The sequence below is a fragment of the Nitrospinaceae bacterium genome (assembly GCA_018669005.1).
In the GTDB taxonomy this organism is placed as follows: domain Bacteria; phylum UBA8248; class UBA8248; order UBA8248; family UBA8248; genus UBA8248.
Window position 1 is genome coordinate 215,033 of the sequence record JABJAL010000072.1, and the last position, 15,863, is coordinate 230,895.

The following is a 15,863-nucleotide window of genomic DNA, read 5'->3' on the forward strand; positions in this document are numbered from 1 at the left end:
GGATTATGTGGCGCTCTCTTCGGTGTTGTTTCCTCGTCGCCGAATGTAATAGTGTACCGCGAACCAGATAGCGCCTGCGGCCACAATAAACGCAACAATATTTTTAGTGGTTCCCAGCATTTTCCGCAGAGTGTCCAACTCGTCGCCGAAATAAAAAGCGGCGAAAAACAAAACCGGGATACTCAGCGCGGCAGCAAGAAAGTCCATCCCGAAAAACCGCCAGACCGGCACACGCATCATCCCCGCTGCGAGAAACAATGGGGCCCTGAGCCCGGCTAAAAAACGACCGAAAAATACCGCCTTTCGACCATGCTTGCCAAAAAAACGCTCTACTTTTTTTAAACGCCTCGGGTTAAGTATTGCCCTTACCGTGCGATGTTGCGTGGCGCGCGGCCCCCACCAGTATCCGAGGGAATATATAATCATGTCGCCAGACAGCACCCCGGCGAAATTAACGGCCAGGGCGTACTCGGCCTTGATTGTTCCAAGGTGAGTGAGATACCCCGAGACGATGATCGGAACATCTTCCGGCAAAGGCAACCCTAATCCGCAGAGCAAAAGAACGAGAAAAATCCCACCGTAGGTGAATTCTGCTAGGTATGCTTGGATGATCTCGAACATCAAACCTTGTTATCCAGGGCGCGGGAATTTGTAAAATGCTGATCAGATCGGCATTTCATCGAATTATTTAGGTCCGACGCATTCCAGCATGTTTCCGTCCGGGTCAGAGAAAAAACAGATGAATCGACCGGGTACAACTTCTGTCACCTCGCCCTGCATGGGAGCGCCAGCGGCTTTGAGCGACTTGTAGGCCTCCTCGACGCTCTCCACTGAGAAAGTGAAGTAGCGGACCCCTGTGCAAGCGTCAACCTTACCGGTGCCGCTGGGCGGGCCGGCCTCGGCTTGGGCAATTTTAAGTTGAACTTCACCGGCCTGGAACGCCTTAAAGCGAAAGGCCCCCGAGGCGCAACCCGACTGCTTGGCCACCTCGGCTGTAATTTTAACGTCGCGAACCTCGGGCAGGCCGAGTGTTTCACCGTAAAATTTCGCCGCCACGTCCAAATCCTTCACGACGATTCCGAGGTCGATGGAATCTTTGGTCATTTTTATCAAAGCCATGAAATTCTCTCCTGAGAGCATGATGATTTCTGAACGAATTTACTCGTCCATCATTTGTCCAATAACAAGAGGATATCATCTCCTTGCGCACCCGGCCAAGAGGAAACATCTCCCCATGGGGCCCCTCTGGTTCCCCGAAGTGAAATTATGTACATTTGGGGAACCAAAAATAATTTCATTTCAGGCATTTTTAATAATATGTCTTGAAAAGGAGAAGACTATGCGTCTGGAAGGGAAGGCTGCCATCGTGACGGGAGGCGGCGGGCTTGGATGGACTAAGGGAAAACTGAATTTTTTGAATGAAAGGGTGGTTGTGAAATGAAAGCAGTATTGCTCAAATCGTTCGGTGGCGTTGAAAACCTTGAAGACAGAGAATGGCCAGAGCCCGAGGTCGGGGCTGGCGAGGTCAAGATAAAGTGCCGAACGGTCTCGGTGAACCCGACCGATTACAAAGCGCGGCAGGGGGGAAGCGGCGGGGCATTGCCGATGCTTCTTGGGCGAGATGCCGCAGGCGTTGTCGATTCGGTGGGCGAGGGTGTTGATGATTTTTCGCCGGGTGATGAGGTGATGGCCTATCTTCCCCGTTTCGGGGAAAGCGGGGGCGAGGGTTATGCCGAATTCGTGAAAGTGCCCAGAGAATTTGTCGCGAAAAAACCAGTCAGTCTTTCGTTCGCCCAGGCGGCGGCGGTGCCCCTCGTTTCGCTAACGGCCTATGAATGTGTGGTTATGAAGTCACGCATCCAGCCGGGCGAGTGCGCTTTTGTCGCGGGTGGCTCTGGCGGGGTTGGGACAATGGCGATTCAGTTTCTCCGCCACCTCGGGGCCGACCCCATCATCACCACAGCGGGAAGCGATGAAAGCGCCGCCTATATCCACGAGCAGTTGGGGGTGCCCGAGAAAAATATTGTCCGCTATTCAGGCCTCTCGCTTGATGAGCTTGAAGAGCGCATTGTCGCGCTAAACGGCGGGCGGTTTCCCCGCGCGACGTTTGATCTTGTTGGCAAGGAGATGAAAAAACTCTGCGTGCGTGTTGTTGACTACTGGGGGCATTTTGTTTCCTGTGCCCCCGAGCCCGGCGCGCCCATCGATGAATTCTTCCATTCCCAAAACGGGCCCATGTTCACAAAATCCGCCTCGTTTCACAGCGTGTTCTTGCGCTCGCCGGTCCGGGGCGGCGGCAAGCCCTACTGGGGCACCTTCCAGGAGTCGATCGAAGTTATCCAAGGCTGGCTCGAAACCGGCGTCATCAAACCGCCCATGATAGAAGACATCGGCCCCCTGAGCGCTGAAAATATCGCTGAGGCCCACCGCCGCCTTGAGGCGGGTCACACCCGGGGCAAACTCGTTCTCACCGCCAGCGGCTAGGCGGCGTGCTTCGTGGGCGTGTGTGGAGAGGTCGACAAAGCAATTCGGTGCTAGAATAAAATCATCAAAGAGGGGTTGTCGGAGATAGACTGGGTTTCAATCCGGTGTTTTATTTAGTTTGGCTTTGCCGAATTTTCATATTTAAAGGAGAGCCCCATGCCTGTCACAAAAGTAGACAGCAATTACTATCACGACCAAAGTGAGCGTCTGGCCCAGCAGCGGCCCAACGATCCGGCGGAAACGCCCTGGACGCCGATGCCCAAGCCGCTTTCCGAGTGCAAGGTGACGCTGGTATCGACCGCCGGAATCTTCGCCAAGGGCGATCAACCCTTCGACTACGGGCGCGAGTGGAACGAGCCCTCCTGGGGCGATCCCTCTCACCGAGAGATTCCCCGCACGGCGGGGCAGGATGACGTGATTTACAGTCATCTTCACATTGATACGAGTTTTTTAACGAAGGACCGCAACGTGGCCTGGCCGGTGGATATTTTTAACGATTATGAAAAGGAAGAGAAAATCGGTGCCCTCGCCGATACGTTGTATTCCATCATGGGCTACATCCCGAATTTCAACCCGCTTATCAAACGTACCGCCCCGCTGATGATTGAGAGTATGAAGGCTCAGGGTGTGGATGTGGCCTTTATCGTCCCCGTCTGACCGCTTTGCATCCGGTCCGGTGGACTGCTTCAGCGTGAAATCGAACGGGCGGGTATCGCCACGGTGTCTCTTAGCAATGTGCCTGAAATGACAGAGAAGGTTGCTGTGTCGCGGGCCGCATTTATCCAGTATCCCTTCGGGCGCCAGCTAGGGGATGTGGGCGATCGCGAGGGGCAAAAGAAGATTTGCGATGCCATGGCGGGTTTATTGGAGACGGCGACAGGCCCGAATTCCTTTGTGCATCTTCCCTTCGAGTGGCCCGAGCCGCCCGAGAAGACCAAGTGGCGCCCGGACATTCCTGCGCCCGGTGGAATTAGGCGCATGCAGGAGGAGGCGGAAGAGAAAAAAAAGACCGCCTCCAAGTAGAGCCAGCTTGGCGCAAGGGTTGTCTTCTAAAAATGGAAAAAGAGATCGGACGACGGGGTTTCATCAAAAAGGCCGCCGCCTGGGGCATTGGGGCGGCGGGCTCGCTCGCGGGTTGCGGACGTGTTGGTTTTGAACCCCCTGGGAGTGCTGAAATTCCGTTGCCCGAGGCACAGGGGCTTATTTCCCGCGTATCCGAATCGTTATACCTGCCTCATCGTAAAGAGGGATTGTGGTTTAATCCCTGGTGGCCGAGTCCTAATCGATTTGGCGCCTTTCTCCGCTGGAAGTTTTACTACCGAAATCCTTATCTCCCGAAAAAATCCAGTGCACCAAAAGTGGCCCGTGTCGCTAATGACGGTGCATATCTATCGCGACCTGAACGCACGGCCTCGATTACCTGGGCTGGACACTGCACGTTTGTCGTGAAAGACGGTGCTGATACATTTGTGACGGACCCACATTTTGGCCAGCGTGCGCTGATTTATAATCGGATGCAGCCTCCCGGCCTTCCGGTGGAAAAAATACCCGAAGACGCTTTTTGCGTTCTTTCGCATAATCACTACGACCACATGAACGAGTGGACGGTAAAAGCCCTGCCTAAAAGCGTCCAATGGTTTGTTCCAAAGGGGCTCGGCGGATGGTTTCGCGAGCGGGGGCGCCAAGTTGAGGAGATGGACTGGTGGCAGAGCACCAAAAGAGGACGCTGGAAGATTACATGCCTTCCAATGCAACACTGGTCGAATCGAATTTGGATGGCGCGCAACGGATCATTGTGGTGCGGATGGCTGGTCGAGTCTGATGAGCGCAAGTATTTTTTCGGTGGCGATTCGGGATATTTTCATGGGTTTAAAGAGTTTGGGAAAAAATTTGGACCCATAGACGTGGCCATGCTCCCTATTGGAGCCTATGAGCCTCGCTGGTTCATGCGCTATGCGCACATGAACCCGGAGGAGTCCTACCGCGCATTTCGTGAGCTTGGCGCGAAGTGGATGCTCCCGATGCACTGGGGAACGTTTGATTTGACGGATGAGCCCGTGGACCGGCCTCCCGACGATCTTAGGCGGGAGGTGGCCAAATTGGGTGGAAACATGGACCAAATCCGACTTATGGCGGTGGGTGAGAGGTGGCATTTGGGTTAAAATGTACTATCGGCCTAAATAAATTTATTGATTGCACAGTTTTCAATTACCCGGTAGTGTTTGACTTACTTGGGGTTTCGCTGAATCTACATACGAGGGGTGCCGCGCTGGGGTACAATTAGTCTCTTTATTGTCTCATTCGCGTGGTCATCCTCCTCTCCTCTTCGATGCCGGAGGAAAGGAGCAAGTGAGTAATGAAAGTTCGATTTTGGGGAGTTCGCGGGTCGCTGGCCAAGCCAGGTCCGACCACGGTTCGCTACGGCGGCAATACTCCCTGTGTCCAGGTTACGATGGACGATGGAACCGAGAATGTTTTCGATTGCGGCACCGGGATTCACGGCCTCGGTCAACAAATGATGGCCTCGGGTGTCTCTTCCCACAAGGGCAACCTCATCATAACTCACACCCACTGGGACCATATTCAAGGTTTCCCGTTCTTTGTCCCGCTTTTTGTTCCTGGAAACGAGTGGAATATCTACGGCCCAGGCGGGATGGGCAATCAGTTGAACACGACTCTTTCGGGTCAGATGTCATACAGCTATTTTCCGATTCATTTAGAGGCGCTTGGAGCGACGGTACGATTTTCTAATTTGGGTGAGGGCTTTTTCGATCTTGGCCGCGCCAGAATGTTTGTTCGCTACACAAATCATCCTTCCCTGACGCTTGCCTATCGCCTGGAGTCTGGTGGACAGACATTCGTCTACATACCCGATCACGAGCCACATTCGTTGCACCCCATGAACGCGCCGCCAGGTGCCAAGCCAATACACCATGAGGATCGTAGCCACTTGAAATTTCTCGAAGGGGCCGATCTGCTCATTCATGACGCGATGTATACGATGGATGAATACCCCTCAAAAATAGGGTGGGGCCATAGCCCGTTCGAGAAAGTGGTGGACTACGCCATAGCCGGCCGGGTCAAGCGTCTTGCGTTTTTCCACCATGACCCCATGCGCGATGACCGTGCGATGGATAGGCTGGTGAAAAAAGCCATCAAGTATGCCAAGGGCGCAGAGCATGTTCCGGAGATTTTCGCCGCCAGTGATGACATGACTATCGATCTTCCCGAAAAAGCCAAAGTTCGGAAGCGCTCTTCGGTCAATAACCACCCGGCTGAAATTACATCCAATGACAAGTACCAGAAAAAGAAGGTTCTTATTGTGGACGATGATCGCCAAATGGTTCGTTTACTTGAAACGACCCTTGAGGCCGAGGAGGGCATCACTTTTCTGCATGCGTATGACGGCAATGAAGCGGTGAAGGTGGCCCGCAAGGAGCATCCTGATCTCATATTGCTCGATCTCGAGCTGCCAGGGCTTCATGGCCTTGATGTCTGCCGCACGCTTCGCACTCACAAGAACCCCCGCATCAACGATGTGGCCATCATCGTTGTCACAGGAAAGCGTTTTGAGGAAGAGGATGTACTCGAATGCTTCGGGGCGGGCGCAACAGACTATATGACCAAGGAATTTGCCACGACCGGATTGCGCTCTCGGGTGCGCGGCTGGTTGATGCGGACTGCCTACCCCGTTGACCGTCGCCGGGAAAGTCGTCGGTTGGCCCGGGGAAGAAGGGTAGACGACCGTGGACGGAGGTCCTCAGACACGAATTAAAGCTCCCGCATCGGGCGGCCTGTCTCTTTGGTGATCTTTTTATCAAACGCTTTCATAATTGATTCATATTTATCCGCGAGGAGGCCTCTATGCCGCGCATCGAAATTGGTGACATCCAAATTAACTACATCGAGGCGGGCGATCCTGCTGCTGATGCCATACTTTTTATTCCCGGCCTCATCGGGCTCTCAAAAATGTGGGAATTCCAGTTTCCCCATTTCTCGCCCCGCTATCGCTGCATCAGCTTCGACCATCGTGGCTCGGGCGAGAGCGACAAGCCCAAAGAGGGCTACACGACTGCCCAGATCGCCGCCGAGGCTCTGGGTGTGCTCGACCATCTGGGCATAGAGCGGGCGCATGTCGTGGGTGCCTCGACCGGGGGCTGCATCCTCCAAAACCTATCGCTCGACCACAAAGAGCGCGTGCGCCTCGCTATTTTCACCAATACCTGGACGGCGGCGGACGAATACATGACCCGCCTTCAAATGGCGCGGCGGCGCATCCTCGAATCCTACGGTCAGGAGGCCTACATCGAGGTTAGCTCCATCTGGACCGGCGGGCCCACCATGTTCCGCAACGATCTCGAAATCATGCTGGAGCTTGAGAAAAAACAAAAAGCCACCATCGCCGACAGCGATATTTTAACCGCGCGAATCGACATGACCTTAGAGCATGATCGCCTCGCCGAAATTCCTAACATCGATAAAAAAGCGCTGATCATCGCCGCCAAGGATGACCCGCTCACGCCGCCCTATTACGCCGAGGACCTCAACACGATGATCAAGGGCTCGGCGCTTCATCTTCTTGAGTTTGGCGGCCATAATTCCTATCGCCGCAACCGAGAGGGCTGGAACGCTGCCGTCGATTCTTTTCTCACTGAGAACGAAAAAGGATCTTGAGCCATGGCCAGACGCATTCGCAAACGACCCACCCCGCCCATGCCGGGCCACAGCGAGGAAACTGGTGCCCATCGCCTCCTCGGTCGCGCTTTCGCCAAGCTGGGCCATGAGAGAGCCCCTGCCTACCCGGGTGATAAAAAAGATCAGAATCTCACCAAAGAGCCCCTCGACCCCTTAGAGGAAAAAGAGCGTGAGGAAATCCGCATCTCGGCCATGAAGCGCGCCGCCGAGCGCGATCGCCTGCGCAAAGAGAAAAACGAGAAAAAACCCAAGGAAAGACCCCCTGAGGATTTTTATTTTTCGCCGTGAGGTAGTTATCCGACAGCGTATTTATTTAGTTGAGTGGATTTTAAGGGCATTTGATCCCAAGTGCGCCCTTCAAGAACACGGCCAGTTTTCTTCCTGTTTTTTCCGCCCCATTGTTTAAAGAAAAATGGGACTTTGGTTTTTCTGCATTGGTCGCGAATATTTAAAACCCACTTAGGGTCCATCGGCCTTGCGTACGGTCCTGATTCTCCACCTACAATGGCCCAATTGATTTTCCTTAAATTTAATTTCCCGAGAGGCCCCAGTAGTGGTTCTATAGACAAAAATTTTATTTTTGCTTTGGTTTTTCTTAGGTGATCAATGCGATATTTATAATCCTTGCTTTCTACACTAACTCCCATCCAGATATGTGGTGCCCATTCTATTTCAGGGTCTAATTCCAAAAGCCTTTCAGATCTTTTAGTCAAAATTTGATATTGATGCCAATTCGCCTCGCGCATTACCTTAAACGCGCGTTGGATAAATTCAACAGAAATACCCTCCTGAAAGAGATCACTCATCGAATTCACGAAAATGATCTGTGGTTTCTTCCATTTCAGGGGCAGTTCTAGCGCTGATTCGTGGGGGGTCAGTTCGAATCCGTTGGCATAATTCCGTTGGCCCATCGCTTTGAGGCGAATGGACATTCTTTCTGCGTAGCAATTTTTACACCCCGGACTTATTTTTGTGCACCCGGTTACCGGATTCCATGTGGACTCCGTCCATTCAATACTTGATTTGCCACCCATTTTATTCTCCTTCAAAAGGAGGAAAGTTGACCATTGTTCTATCGGCGAAAGTTACTTTTCCTAGCACCTTGCGCCTTTTGTCAGCAGAAGGCTTCGCAATTATCTTACCCTTTTGTTCGAGTAAATTTAAAGCGTCTTTATAGTTGGCGGACATGTATTTTGTTCCGATATTATGTTGCTTGAAAATTTCTATCATGGAAATAGTTTGGCCTGCGAAAAATATTGGAAGCTTAATCTCAAGTTCATCTAAGGGGCGAAAATAAGGAATAAGATCGAGTTGATGAATATTTCGAGGAAGTAGAGATGGGTTGTACTCGAATGATGGTACTCCTTGAGGTCTGCTTGTGCTTTCGGTCGCCATTATACTTTTCATAATGTCGTAGCCTTTTATGCTTTTTGTCGCAAAAATAATGTCGTGTGTGTTTCTGGCGCCGCTTTCATTTTTGAAGGAATAGCGCAAAGCATAATTTGCATTTGTGTCTTCTGTTAGAGCCGCGTAAAGCTCTTGGACTATTAAATCGTTTGCCTCGTCAGGGGAGAGCTCTTTTAAGATATTTTGGAGTTTAAGAGATCTTTGTGATCCAAATATTGAATCCATGTGTGGGGTGACGAGGGGATTGCTGAGAGCAGGCCTTATTCGGTTGTAGTTGAAGAAAAAAATACAATCGCAACCCCAATCCTTAAGGAATGAAGCCACTAATCTAAGCGATAAACTTTTGTAGCCAAATGGGTCAAGAAAAATAAGAGCTGGAATTACATGAATTTTTTCAAAATATTGGACTGTTGATTGATCTACTTCCATGGTGTCTATTATTGGAGCGTTTTTTAATGATCCGATACCCGGAAGGCTTTTTATTTTATGCTGGAGAACATTAGTGTTTTCAGGGTTTGCGTCATTGAAATATGTGATCAATAAATTTTGTAAGGCATTTTTTTTGATAGCTTGTCCTAAAATTTGAAGTGGAGTTGATGGTGTTCCATCTTCGTATTCTCCAGGGCCAGAAAAAAGGTCGATATATGCGATATTTTCTCTGTTGTTTGTTGCCGTCAGCATTACGTTAGACCAAGCAGAAAAATATTTTGACACAATCCTGGTTTTAACTTTTGAATGCTCAGTTGGTTGGTCAAAAAAAGGATCGAGTGCCAAGAGATAACTCCCACTCAATAATAAGCGAAAAATAGAAAATACAAAGGCGTATTTGTTTTCATCATATCACTTTTGTTTTATTTTCGTCACCCCCCTCCCATTGACACCCCACACCCCCTCATCCGACACTTGCCGGGCTGGTGTGGAATTTCGGTGAAAACCCGCTTCCGGGCCTTGTGGACGGGGGCTTTTGATGAGTCTGACAATGAGCGATAGCTATATGGCCCGGCGGCTTAGGCGCGGGCCGCTGGTGGATATATTTGAAAAGGTCGAGGCGGGCGAGCGGCTCTCGTTTGAGGAAGGCGTTCGCCTTTATGAGACTCCCGACATTAATGGCGTAGGCTACATGGCAAATCTGACCCGCGAACGATTGCACGGGGACGTCACCTACTACAACGTCAACAGTCACATCAATTACTCGAACGTTTGCGTTCTCTGGAAGGCGTGCAAGTTCTGCGCGTTCGGCAAAAAAGAGGGCGACAAAGATGCCTACGCCTACTCGCTTGAAGAAATTTTCAAGATGGCCGAAGGCCTTGGCCAAGGGCGCACCGAGTTCCACATGGTGGGCGGGCTGCACCCGGACCTTCCCTTCGACTATTACCTGGAAATGATCCACGGCATCAAGGAAATTCACCCGCATCTACATCTAAAATGTTTCACCTCAACCGAGATCCGGTGGCTGGCAGATCATGTGGCAAAGATGAGCATCCCGGAAACGCTGGATGCGCTGGTTCGCGCGGGCTTAGGCTCGCTCACCGGTGGCGGCGCGGAGATTTTTGCCGAGCCGACGCGATCTGAGATTTGCAAGGGTAAGCAATCTGCCGATGATTGGCTTGAGGTGCACCGCGTCGCTCACGGGATGGGACTGCGGAGCACCTGCACCATGCTCTACGGCCATGTTGAGACCGATGCCGATCGGGTAGACCACATGCTCCGGCTTCGCGATCTTCAGGACGAAACGGGCGGGTTCACTGCGTTTATTCCGCTGGCCTTTCACCCGGACAATTCGCAGATGGCCCATATCCCCGGGCCGGGCGGAACTCTCGACATTAAAAACTATGCGGTAGCGCGGCTGATGCTCGACAACATCGATCATATCAAGGCTTACTGGATCATGGTCGGGGTGGCGGTCGCACAGATAAGCCAGCGTTTTGGCGTGGCCGATCTCGACGGCACCGTGGTGCAGGAGAAGATCTACCATATGGCTGGCGCACAAACGCCGCAGGAGCTTGGCGTCGCCGACATCCGCCGCATCATCGAAGAGATGGGCCGCCGGCCCGTAGAGCGCGACACCCTCTACCGTGAGGTGGAGCGCCTGGGAGATACATGGGCGGTCAAGGCCTGAAACTCGGAACAGTTCCCTACTTAAATGCAAGACCTCTCACCCTGGCGCTTGAGGGCCACGAGAAAGTTGATTTGCGCGCCGAGCCCCCGGCGCAGCTTTTGCCCCTGCTTGAGAGCGGGGAGATCGACGGTGCGCTGATTTCGACATTCGCGATGTTCCATCTGCCTGGCGCACGTTTTGTGCCCGGCGCAGGAATCGTCAGTCGGGGCCGGGTTCGAAGCATTCGCCTATTCTGCCGAAAGCCGCCAGAGGATTTGAAACGTGTTGGCCTCGACAACTGGTCGCTTTCGGCGGCAAACATGACCCGCGTTATTCTTAAGAGAAAATGGAATGCTGCGCCCGAGTTTTTGCCGGTTGACCCGGAGCACCCGCCGCGTGATGACGAATCCCTCGATGCGTTTTTGCTTATTGGTGATAATGCGCTTCGCGAGGCGCCTGGTGATTTTAATGTCATTGATCTTGGCGAGGCGTGGGATTCATTCACGGGGCTCCCCTTTGTGTATGCGCTCTGGGTTTTCCGCGCGGGTGCGGGAGGCCCGGAGGCCGCTCGACTGCTTCAAAAGGCGCTGAGAGAGGGCCTTGCCCGGCGCGAGGAGATCGTCGCCTGCGCCGCTCGCGAGCTTTCCTATATGGACGAGGCCGCAGCGCGGGATTACCTCACGAACTGTATCCGCTATGATGTAGGTACAAACGAGGAAGCGGGTCTTAGCCGCTATTATGAATACCTCGCCGAGGATGGCCTCGCGCCCCCCGGTTGGGTGGCGGAGCAGGCCAGGATTGGAGCCTAAGTAGAGCCATGATGCTCAAAGATGATCTGGTCAAACAGGGTGACTGGCTGTTCCGCTGGCGGAGCTATGTGCCGCTGTTAATGGCCCCGCTCGTTATTTATGAGTTCATTCGCTACACCCCTTTTCTAAATTCGGCGTGGTGGAGCGCTGTTCTTGAAATCGTCTGCTTTGTGGTGGCTTATTTCGGGCTTGGCATCCGGGCCCACGTCGTTGGCCATGCTCCGGCCGGCACCTCGGGACGAATTACCAAGAGCCAAAAAGCCAGCGAGCTCAATACGACCGGTATTTACTCGTTCTGCCGTAATCCGCTTTATCTCGGCAATTATTTTATGATGGCAGGGGTGCTTGGTTTCCTGCACTCGATCGTTACGCTCGTGATATTCACCATGTTCTTCTGGCTTTATTATGAGCGCATCATCCTGCGCGAGGAGGATTTCCTGCACGGTGAGTTTGGCGAAGACTACGTTAGCTGGGCGGCTCGAACCCCGGCGGTCATCCCGCGCTTATCACACTGGGTGCCCCCCGCGATTTCTTTTTCATGGCGAGCGGTTCTCCGGCGGGAGTATTCAGGGTTTTTCGCCGTCATCGCCGTGATGACTTCCTTCAAGCTTATCGGCGTCTATGTCACCGAAGGTGGGGCCAGTTTGAGCCCGGCCTGGCGGGCGCTCTTCCTTGCCGGGCTGATAATTTATCTGGGGCTCAGGCAATTGAAAAAGAAAACGCGCCTGCTGCACGAGGCGGGAAGGTAGCTGCTGGCATAAAGAAATCTCTCTGCACTAAATTGTTTCTCTTTGATTCGAAAAAGGAGCCGCTGTGTCAGGCGATATTTGTTATCTGAGCGCATATGAGCTCTCAGAGAAAATCCACGCAAAACAACTCTCTCCGGTGGAAATAACCGAGGCGCTTTTGCGCCGCATCGAGTCCTTGAACGAAAAATATCTTGCCTTTTTGACCGTCGCTGGCGATCAGGCAATCGAGGCCGCGAAAAAAGCCGAGGCCGAAATTGCCCAGGGCCGCAGCCTCGGGCCCCTCCATGGCGTGCCCTACGGCGCGAAAGACATTATCGACACCGCAGGCGTGCGCACCACAATGGGCTCAAGTTTTCACCGCGAAAACGTGCCCAACGAGGACGCCGAATGTATCTGCCGCCTGAAAGAGGCTGGCGCGATTATGCTCGGCAAGACACACACCCACGAGTTTGCCGCCGCATCGACCACCATCAATCCCCACTGGGGGACCTGCCGGAACCCATGGAACCCAGAGCGAATCGTTGGCGGCTCAAGCGGGGGCTCGGCGGCGGCTGTTGCGGCGGGGATGGTCCCGATGGCGATTGGCACCGACACGGGCGGCTCGATTCGAACGCCCTCGGCTTTTTGTGGTGACGTGGGCTTTAAACCCACCCACGGGCGGGTAAGCATCCGGGGTATCTGCCCGAATGTTCTGAGCCTCGACCATGCCGGGCCGATGACCCGATGTGCGCGCGATGCCGCGATGTTCCTGAACGTGATGGCGGGCCATGATCCGCTGGATTCAAAAACGCGAAACGTTCCCGTCCCCGACTACACGGCAGGGCTGGACAAGGGCGTGAAGGGAAGCCGTATAATTCTTTGCCCTGATTATTATTCAAATACCGAGGTGGACTCGGAAGTTCAGGCCGCTTTTGATAACGCTGCCCAGGTTTTTCGCGATCTGGGTGCGAATGTCGAGGAGGTGTCTTTCCCGGGTGCGCACCGCTTCACGGATTTGTTCCCGAGTGTCGCGGGCCCTGAGTTCGCAGAATTCCACCGCCCGTTTTATGAAAAAAATCCGGATGGCTATGGCCAGGATGTGCGCGAGCGGGTCGAGTGGTCGCTAGCGATTTCGCTCGATGATTATGTTCGTGCGCTAAGAGAGCGCGTTCTGCTCCGCCGCGAGGCCACAAAATTCCTGCGCGCGGCCGATGTGCTGATAACCCCTGCCGTGCCCTGCGCCGCCCCGCCGATAGAAACTTTGATGGCCGAGATCAACGGGCGCGATGTACCCTTTAAAAATCTTCACCGCCCGTTTTTGTCGAGCCACAACATGACGGGCAACCCCTCGCTGGTTGTTCCGATGGGGTTGAATAAACTCGGCCTTCCCCTGTCGCTGAACATTGCCGCCGCCCCATGGCGGGAGGCCAATGTGTTAAGAGCCGCCCACGCCTACGAGACAGCCACCCCGGAGATACGGGCCAAACGCCCGCCTGTAAACTAGCCCCTAGCGCATATCAGGAGACAAAGCCCCATGAGTGATGACAAGCCGCTGCTTAGCCGGGATGTTTCGACCAAGCCCGGCGAGCGCCCCATCGACCAGCCCGAGCTTCCCAAACAGGGTTTTATCGTCAAGCAATTTGCCGACACCGAGGCGCCCCCGGGCGAGCAGCTTAAGATCGGCCGCCACCGCCATTTCGAGGTCATGTGCGATGAGCCCGCCGGCCTCGGCGGCCACGATGAGCACCCCCAGCCGCTGACCTACATCTGCATGGGGGTTGGCTTCTGACTGCTTACCCAACTCTCGCGGTACGCGAGCATGATGAAAATCGAATACACCAGCTCAAAAGTCCGGGTCGAGATGGACTACCTATTGTCCGGCTCCGTCCTCCGGGGCACCGTGAAATCAGAGTGCACCGAAACCCGCACATTTTTTGAAGTGGAATCCGATGCGCCCGAGGATCGCGTTCTCGCGCTCATTAAAAACGCCAAGCAGGGCTGTTTTGCCGAGTCCATGATCACCGCCGCCGTGCCGCTCAAGAGCGAAATCAAGCTCAACGGCAAGGAGATTAGCCTCTAGGCCGTAAGGTTTCCCGCACACGGTTCACATCTTCCGAGAATCCCCCGGCTCTGGTGGCGGGCCGGGGGCGGAATTTCCCCCGCGTGATCAAATCCCCGAAATCTGTTTAACTGTTCCCGTAACCATTCAGAATTTTTCTTTTCGGGGGAATGTTATGCCCTGCGCGTTTTATGCCGAACGGCCGTCTCCGTTTCAAGAGCTTGGACCCGGCTGTCAGTTCGGTGGTCATGAGCATGATCTCATTAATGTCGATGGTGTGAAATTGTGCCCCTTTCATGCGCCTATTGAAAATAGTGATGGGAATAAAACTAAAAAAGGGTTTTGGGATGCCAGGCAACTTCGGGAATTTTATGAACGGGTTCATGTCAGGATCGATACCGCAAAAGATAATGATGACACCTGCGACCTGACCGGAGTCGTGTTTCCAGGCGTTGCCGATTTTTCAGAAAAAGAATTTCCGACGGTCTGTTTTTTCGTGGCGAAGTTCGATGGGATTGCAAATTTCTTTGGGGCGCGATTCAGCGGTGGAGATGTAAACTTCGATGGGGCGAGGTTCAGCGGCGGGACTACGAATTTTTATAAAGCAAAATTCAGCGGAGGGGGTGCGAGCTTCGTTGAAGCGAGGTTTGGCGGCAATGTTACAACTTTTCTTGAAGCGGGATTCAGTGGCGGGCCTGCGCGGTTCATTCGGGCGGAGTTCATTGGGGGGTCTGTAATTTTCAGTGAAACGCAGTTCACCGGCGGAGATGCCTATTTCCATGGAGCGCAATTCAGCTGCGGGTATTCAGGATTTGAGAAAGCAAAATTCAGTGGCTTTGCTGATTTTTCCGCGCCGGGAGGAGAAAATAAGGAAGATTCAGATAAAAGAATTTTCCGAGAAGTGCATTTTGGGGGGGCACGGTTCGAGGGGAAATCCAAGGGAAATAACAATTATGGTGTCACTTTTGAAAATCGGCGATTTTTACAACAAGCCAGTTTTGAGGATTGTTTTTTTGCCTCGGCTCCCCGGTTTCACGGCTGTGAGCTTCACCCGGACACCGAATTTTCCGGTGCAGAATTCCCTGACACTAAATCCGACGGATCTGATCGGGCCTACCGCACTCTCAAACTCGCGATGGAAAGTGTTCGCTCCCGAAACGAAGAGGCGATGTTTTATGCGCTAGAACAGAAAAGCCTCCGTCATCGAAGCGATACAAGACAATCGGCTAAAATAGTTTCGTATCTATACGAAATTATGTCTGATTATGGGCGAGATTTTATATTACCAATATTCTGGTTGCTGTTCGTGAGTTTTGTGTTTTCGCAATTCTATGGAGACTTGGCGGGAGCGGTGGGTACGGAATGTTTGCAAAAGATGGGTAACGTGGGCTTCGCTGTCCAGCAAATTTTTAGACCATTTGAAATATGGAAGTTGGCAACTAATGGCGTTTCTTGTGGGTTAGGGATTAAATTGATCGGTACGGTGCAATCTCTCGCGACGCTCTCTTTATTCGCCCTGTTCCTTCTCGCGTTGCGTCGCCGCTTCAAGATGGACTAAACCCCTCTCAACGTCCCGGTAGGGT

Annotated in this window: 19 protein-coding genes; 15 read left to right on the forward strand and 4 right to left on the reverse strand. The window is 53.1% G+C overall.

Annotation, left to right across the window (positions count from 1 at the left end):
• Positions 1-3: 3 nt before the first annotated feature.
• Positions 4-621 carry a DedA family protein gene (locus HOJ95_10640; protein MBT6395154.1) on the reverse strand — a complete coding sequence of 206 codons (618 nt, stop codon included), beginning with the start codon at positions 619-621 and terminating at the stop codon, positions 4-6.
• Between the two features lie 63 nt (positions 622-684).
• Complete coding sequence (locus HOJ95_10645) at positions 685-1,119, reverse strand: VOC family protein (protein MBT6395155.1); 435 nt, start codon at positions 1,117-1,119, stop codon at positions 685-687.
• Positions 1,120-1,138: 19 nt separating this feature from the next.
• On the opposite strand from HOJ95_10645, the gene HOJ95_10650 reads away from it, so the two are divergent.
• The 8 genes from HOJ95_10650 (at position 1,139) to HOJ95_10685 (ending at position 7,467) form a co-directional block, all read left to right on the forward strand.
• On the forward strand, positions 1,139-1,441 hold the full coding sequence (locus HOJ95_10650) for a hypothetical protein (protein MBT6395156.1): 303 nt from the start codon (positions 1,139-1,141) through the stop codon (positions 1,439-1,441).
• On the forward strand, positions 1,438-2,484 hold the full coding sequence (locus HOJ95_10655) for a zinc-binding dehydrogenase (protein MBT6395157.1): 1,047 nt from the start codon (positions 1,438-1,440) through the stop codon (positions 2,482-2,484). The genes HOJ95_10650 and HOJ95_10655 overlap by 4 nt, the downstream gene beginning before the upstream one ends.
• A 156-nt stretch (positions 2,485-2,640) precedes the next feature.
• Positions 2,641-3,141, forward strand: coding sequence for a hypothetical protein (locus tag HOJ95_10660; protein ID MBT6395158.1), 501 nt, complete (start codon positions 2,641-2,643; stop codon positions 3,139-3,141).
• 87 nt (positions 3,142-3,228) lie between these two features.
• Positions 3,229-3,507, forward strand: a complete 279-nt coding sequence (locus HOJ95_10665) for a hypothetical protein (protein MBT6395159.1) — start codon at positions 3,229-3,231, stop codon at positions 3,505-3,507.
• 32 nt (positions 3,508-3,539) lie between these two features.
• Entirely contained in the window at positions 3,540-4,646 is a 1,107-nt protein-coding gene (locus HOJ95_10670) for a hypothetical protein (protein MBT6395160.1), read from the forward strand.
• A gap of 194 nt (positions 4,647-4,840) precedes the next feature.
• On the forward strand, positions 4,841-6,259 hold the full coding sequence (locus HOJ95_10675) for a response regulator (protein MBT6395161.1): 1,419 nt from the start codon (positions 4,841-4,843) through the stop codon (positions 6,257-6,259).
• Positions 6,260-6,348: 89 nt separating this feature from the next.
• Positions 6,349-7,158 (forward strand): alpha/beta fold hydrolase, encoded by an 810-nt coding sequence (locus tag HOJ95_10680; GenBank protein ID MBT6395162.1) that lies wholly within the window; start codon positions 6,349-6,351, stop codon positions 7,156-7,158.
• Between the two features lie 3 nt (positions 7,159-7,161).
• On the forward strand, positions 7,162-7,467 hold the full coding sequence (locus tag HOJ95_10685) for a hypothetical protein (protein ID MBT6395163.1): 306 nt from the start codon (positions 7,162-7,164) through the stop codon (positions 7,465-7,467).
• Between the two features lie 5 nt (positions 7,468-7,472).
• Here HOJ95_10685 and HOJ95_10690 read toward each other — a convergent pair whose 3' ends face one another.
• Together HOJ95_10690 and tcmP are read right to left on the reverse strand one after the other, a co-directional pair.
• The gene (locus tag HOJ95_10690) at positions 7,473-8,213 is read right to left on the reverse strand and encodes a phage Gp37/Gp68 family protein (protein ID MBT6395164.1); all 741 of its coding nucleotides are present in this window, start codon (positions 8,211-8,213) and stop codon (positions 7,473-7,475) included.
• 1 nt (position 8,214) lies between these two features.
• The gene (gene tcmP, locus HOJ95_10695) at positions 8,215-9,360 is read right to left on the reverse strand and encodes a three-Cys-motif partner protein TcmP (protein ID MBT6395165.1); all 1,146 of its coding nucleotides are present in this window, start codon (positions 9,358-9,360) and stop codon (positions 8,215-8,217) included.
• A 193-nt stretch (positions 9,361-9,553) separates the two neighbouring features.
• Between tcmP and mqnE the strand changes: the two genes are divergently transcribed.
• The 7 genes from mqnE to HOJ95_10730 all read left to right on the forward strand — a co-directional run bounded on the left by mqnE (position 9,554) and on the right by HOJ95_10730 (position 15,838).
• Positions 9,554-10,705: an aminofutalosine synthase MqnE gene (mqnE, locus tag HOJ95_10700; GenBank protein MBT6395166.1), complete on the forward strand. Its 1,152-nt coding sequence runs from the start codon at positions 9,554-9,556 to the stop codon at positions 10,703-10,705.
• Positions 10,687-11,493, forward strand: a complete 807-nt coding sequence (locus HOJ95_10705) for a menaquinone biosynthesis protein (GenBank protein ID MBT6395167.1) — start codon at positions 10,687-10,689, stop codon at positions 11,491-11,493. Before mqnE ends, HOJ95_10705 begins: the two co-directional genes overlap by 19 nt.
• Before the next feature lie 8 nt (positions 11,494-11,501).
• Positions 11,502-12,242 carry a hypothetical protein gene (locus tag HOJ95_10710; GenBank protein ID MBT6395168.1) on the forward strand — a complete coding sequence of 247 codons (741 nt, stop codon included), beginning with the start codon at positions 11,502-11,504 and terminating at the stop codon, positions 12,240-12,242.
• Positions 12,243-12,306: 64 nt separating this feature from the next.
• On the forward strand, positions 12,307-13,725 hold the full coding sequence (locus HOJ95_10715; GenBank protein ID MBT6395169.1) for an amidase: 1,419 nt from the start codon (positions 12,307-12,309) through the stop codon (positions 13,723-13,725).
• Positions 13,726-13,755: 30 nt separating this feature from the next.
• The gene (locus tag HOJ95_10720) at positions 13,756-14,010 is read left to right on the forward strand and encodes a hypothetical protein (protein MBT6395170.1); all 255 of its coding nucleotides are present in this window, start codon (positions 13,756-13,758) and stop codon (positions 14,008-14,010) included.
• A gap of 30 nt (positions 14,011-14,040) precedes the next feature.
• Positions 14,041-14,301, forward strand: a complete 261-nt coding sequence (locus tag HOJ95_10725) for a hypothetical protein (protein MBT6395171.1) — start codon at positions 14,041-14,043, stop codon at positions 14,299-14,301.
• Between the two features lie 154 nt (positions 14,302-14,455).
• Complete coding sequence (locus HOJ95_10730; protein ID MBT6395172.1) at positions 14,456-15,838, forward strand: pentapeptide repeat-containing protein; 1,383 nt, start codon at positions 14,456-14,458, stop codon at positions 15,836-15,838.
• The last annotated feature ends 25 nt before the right edge of the window (positions 15,839-15,863 follow it).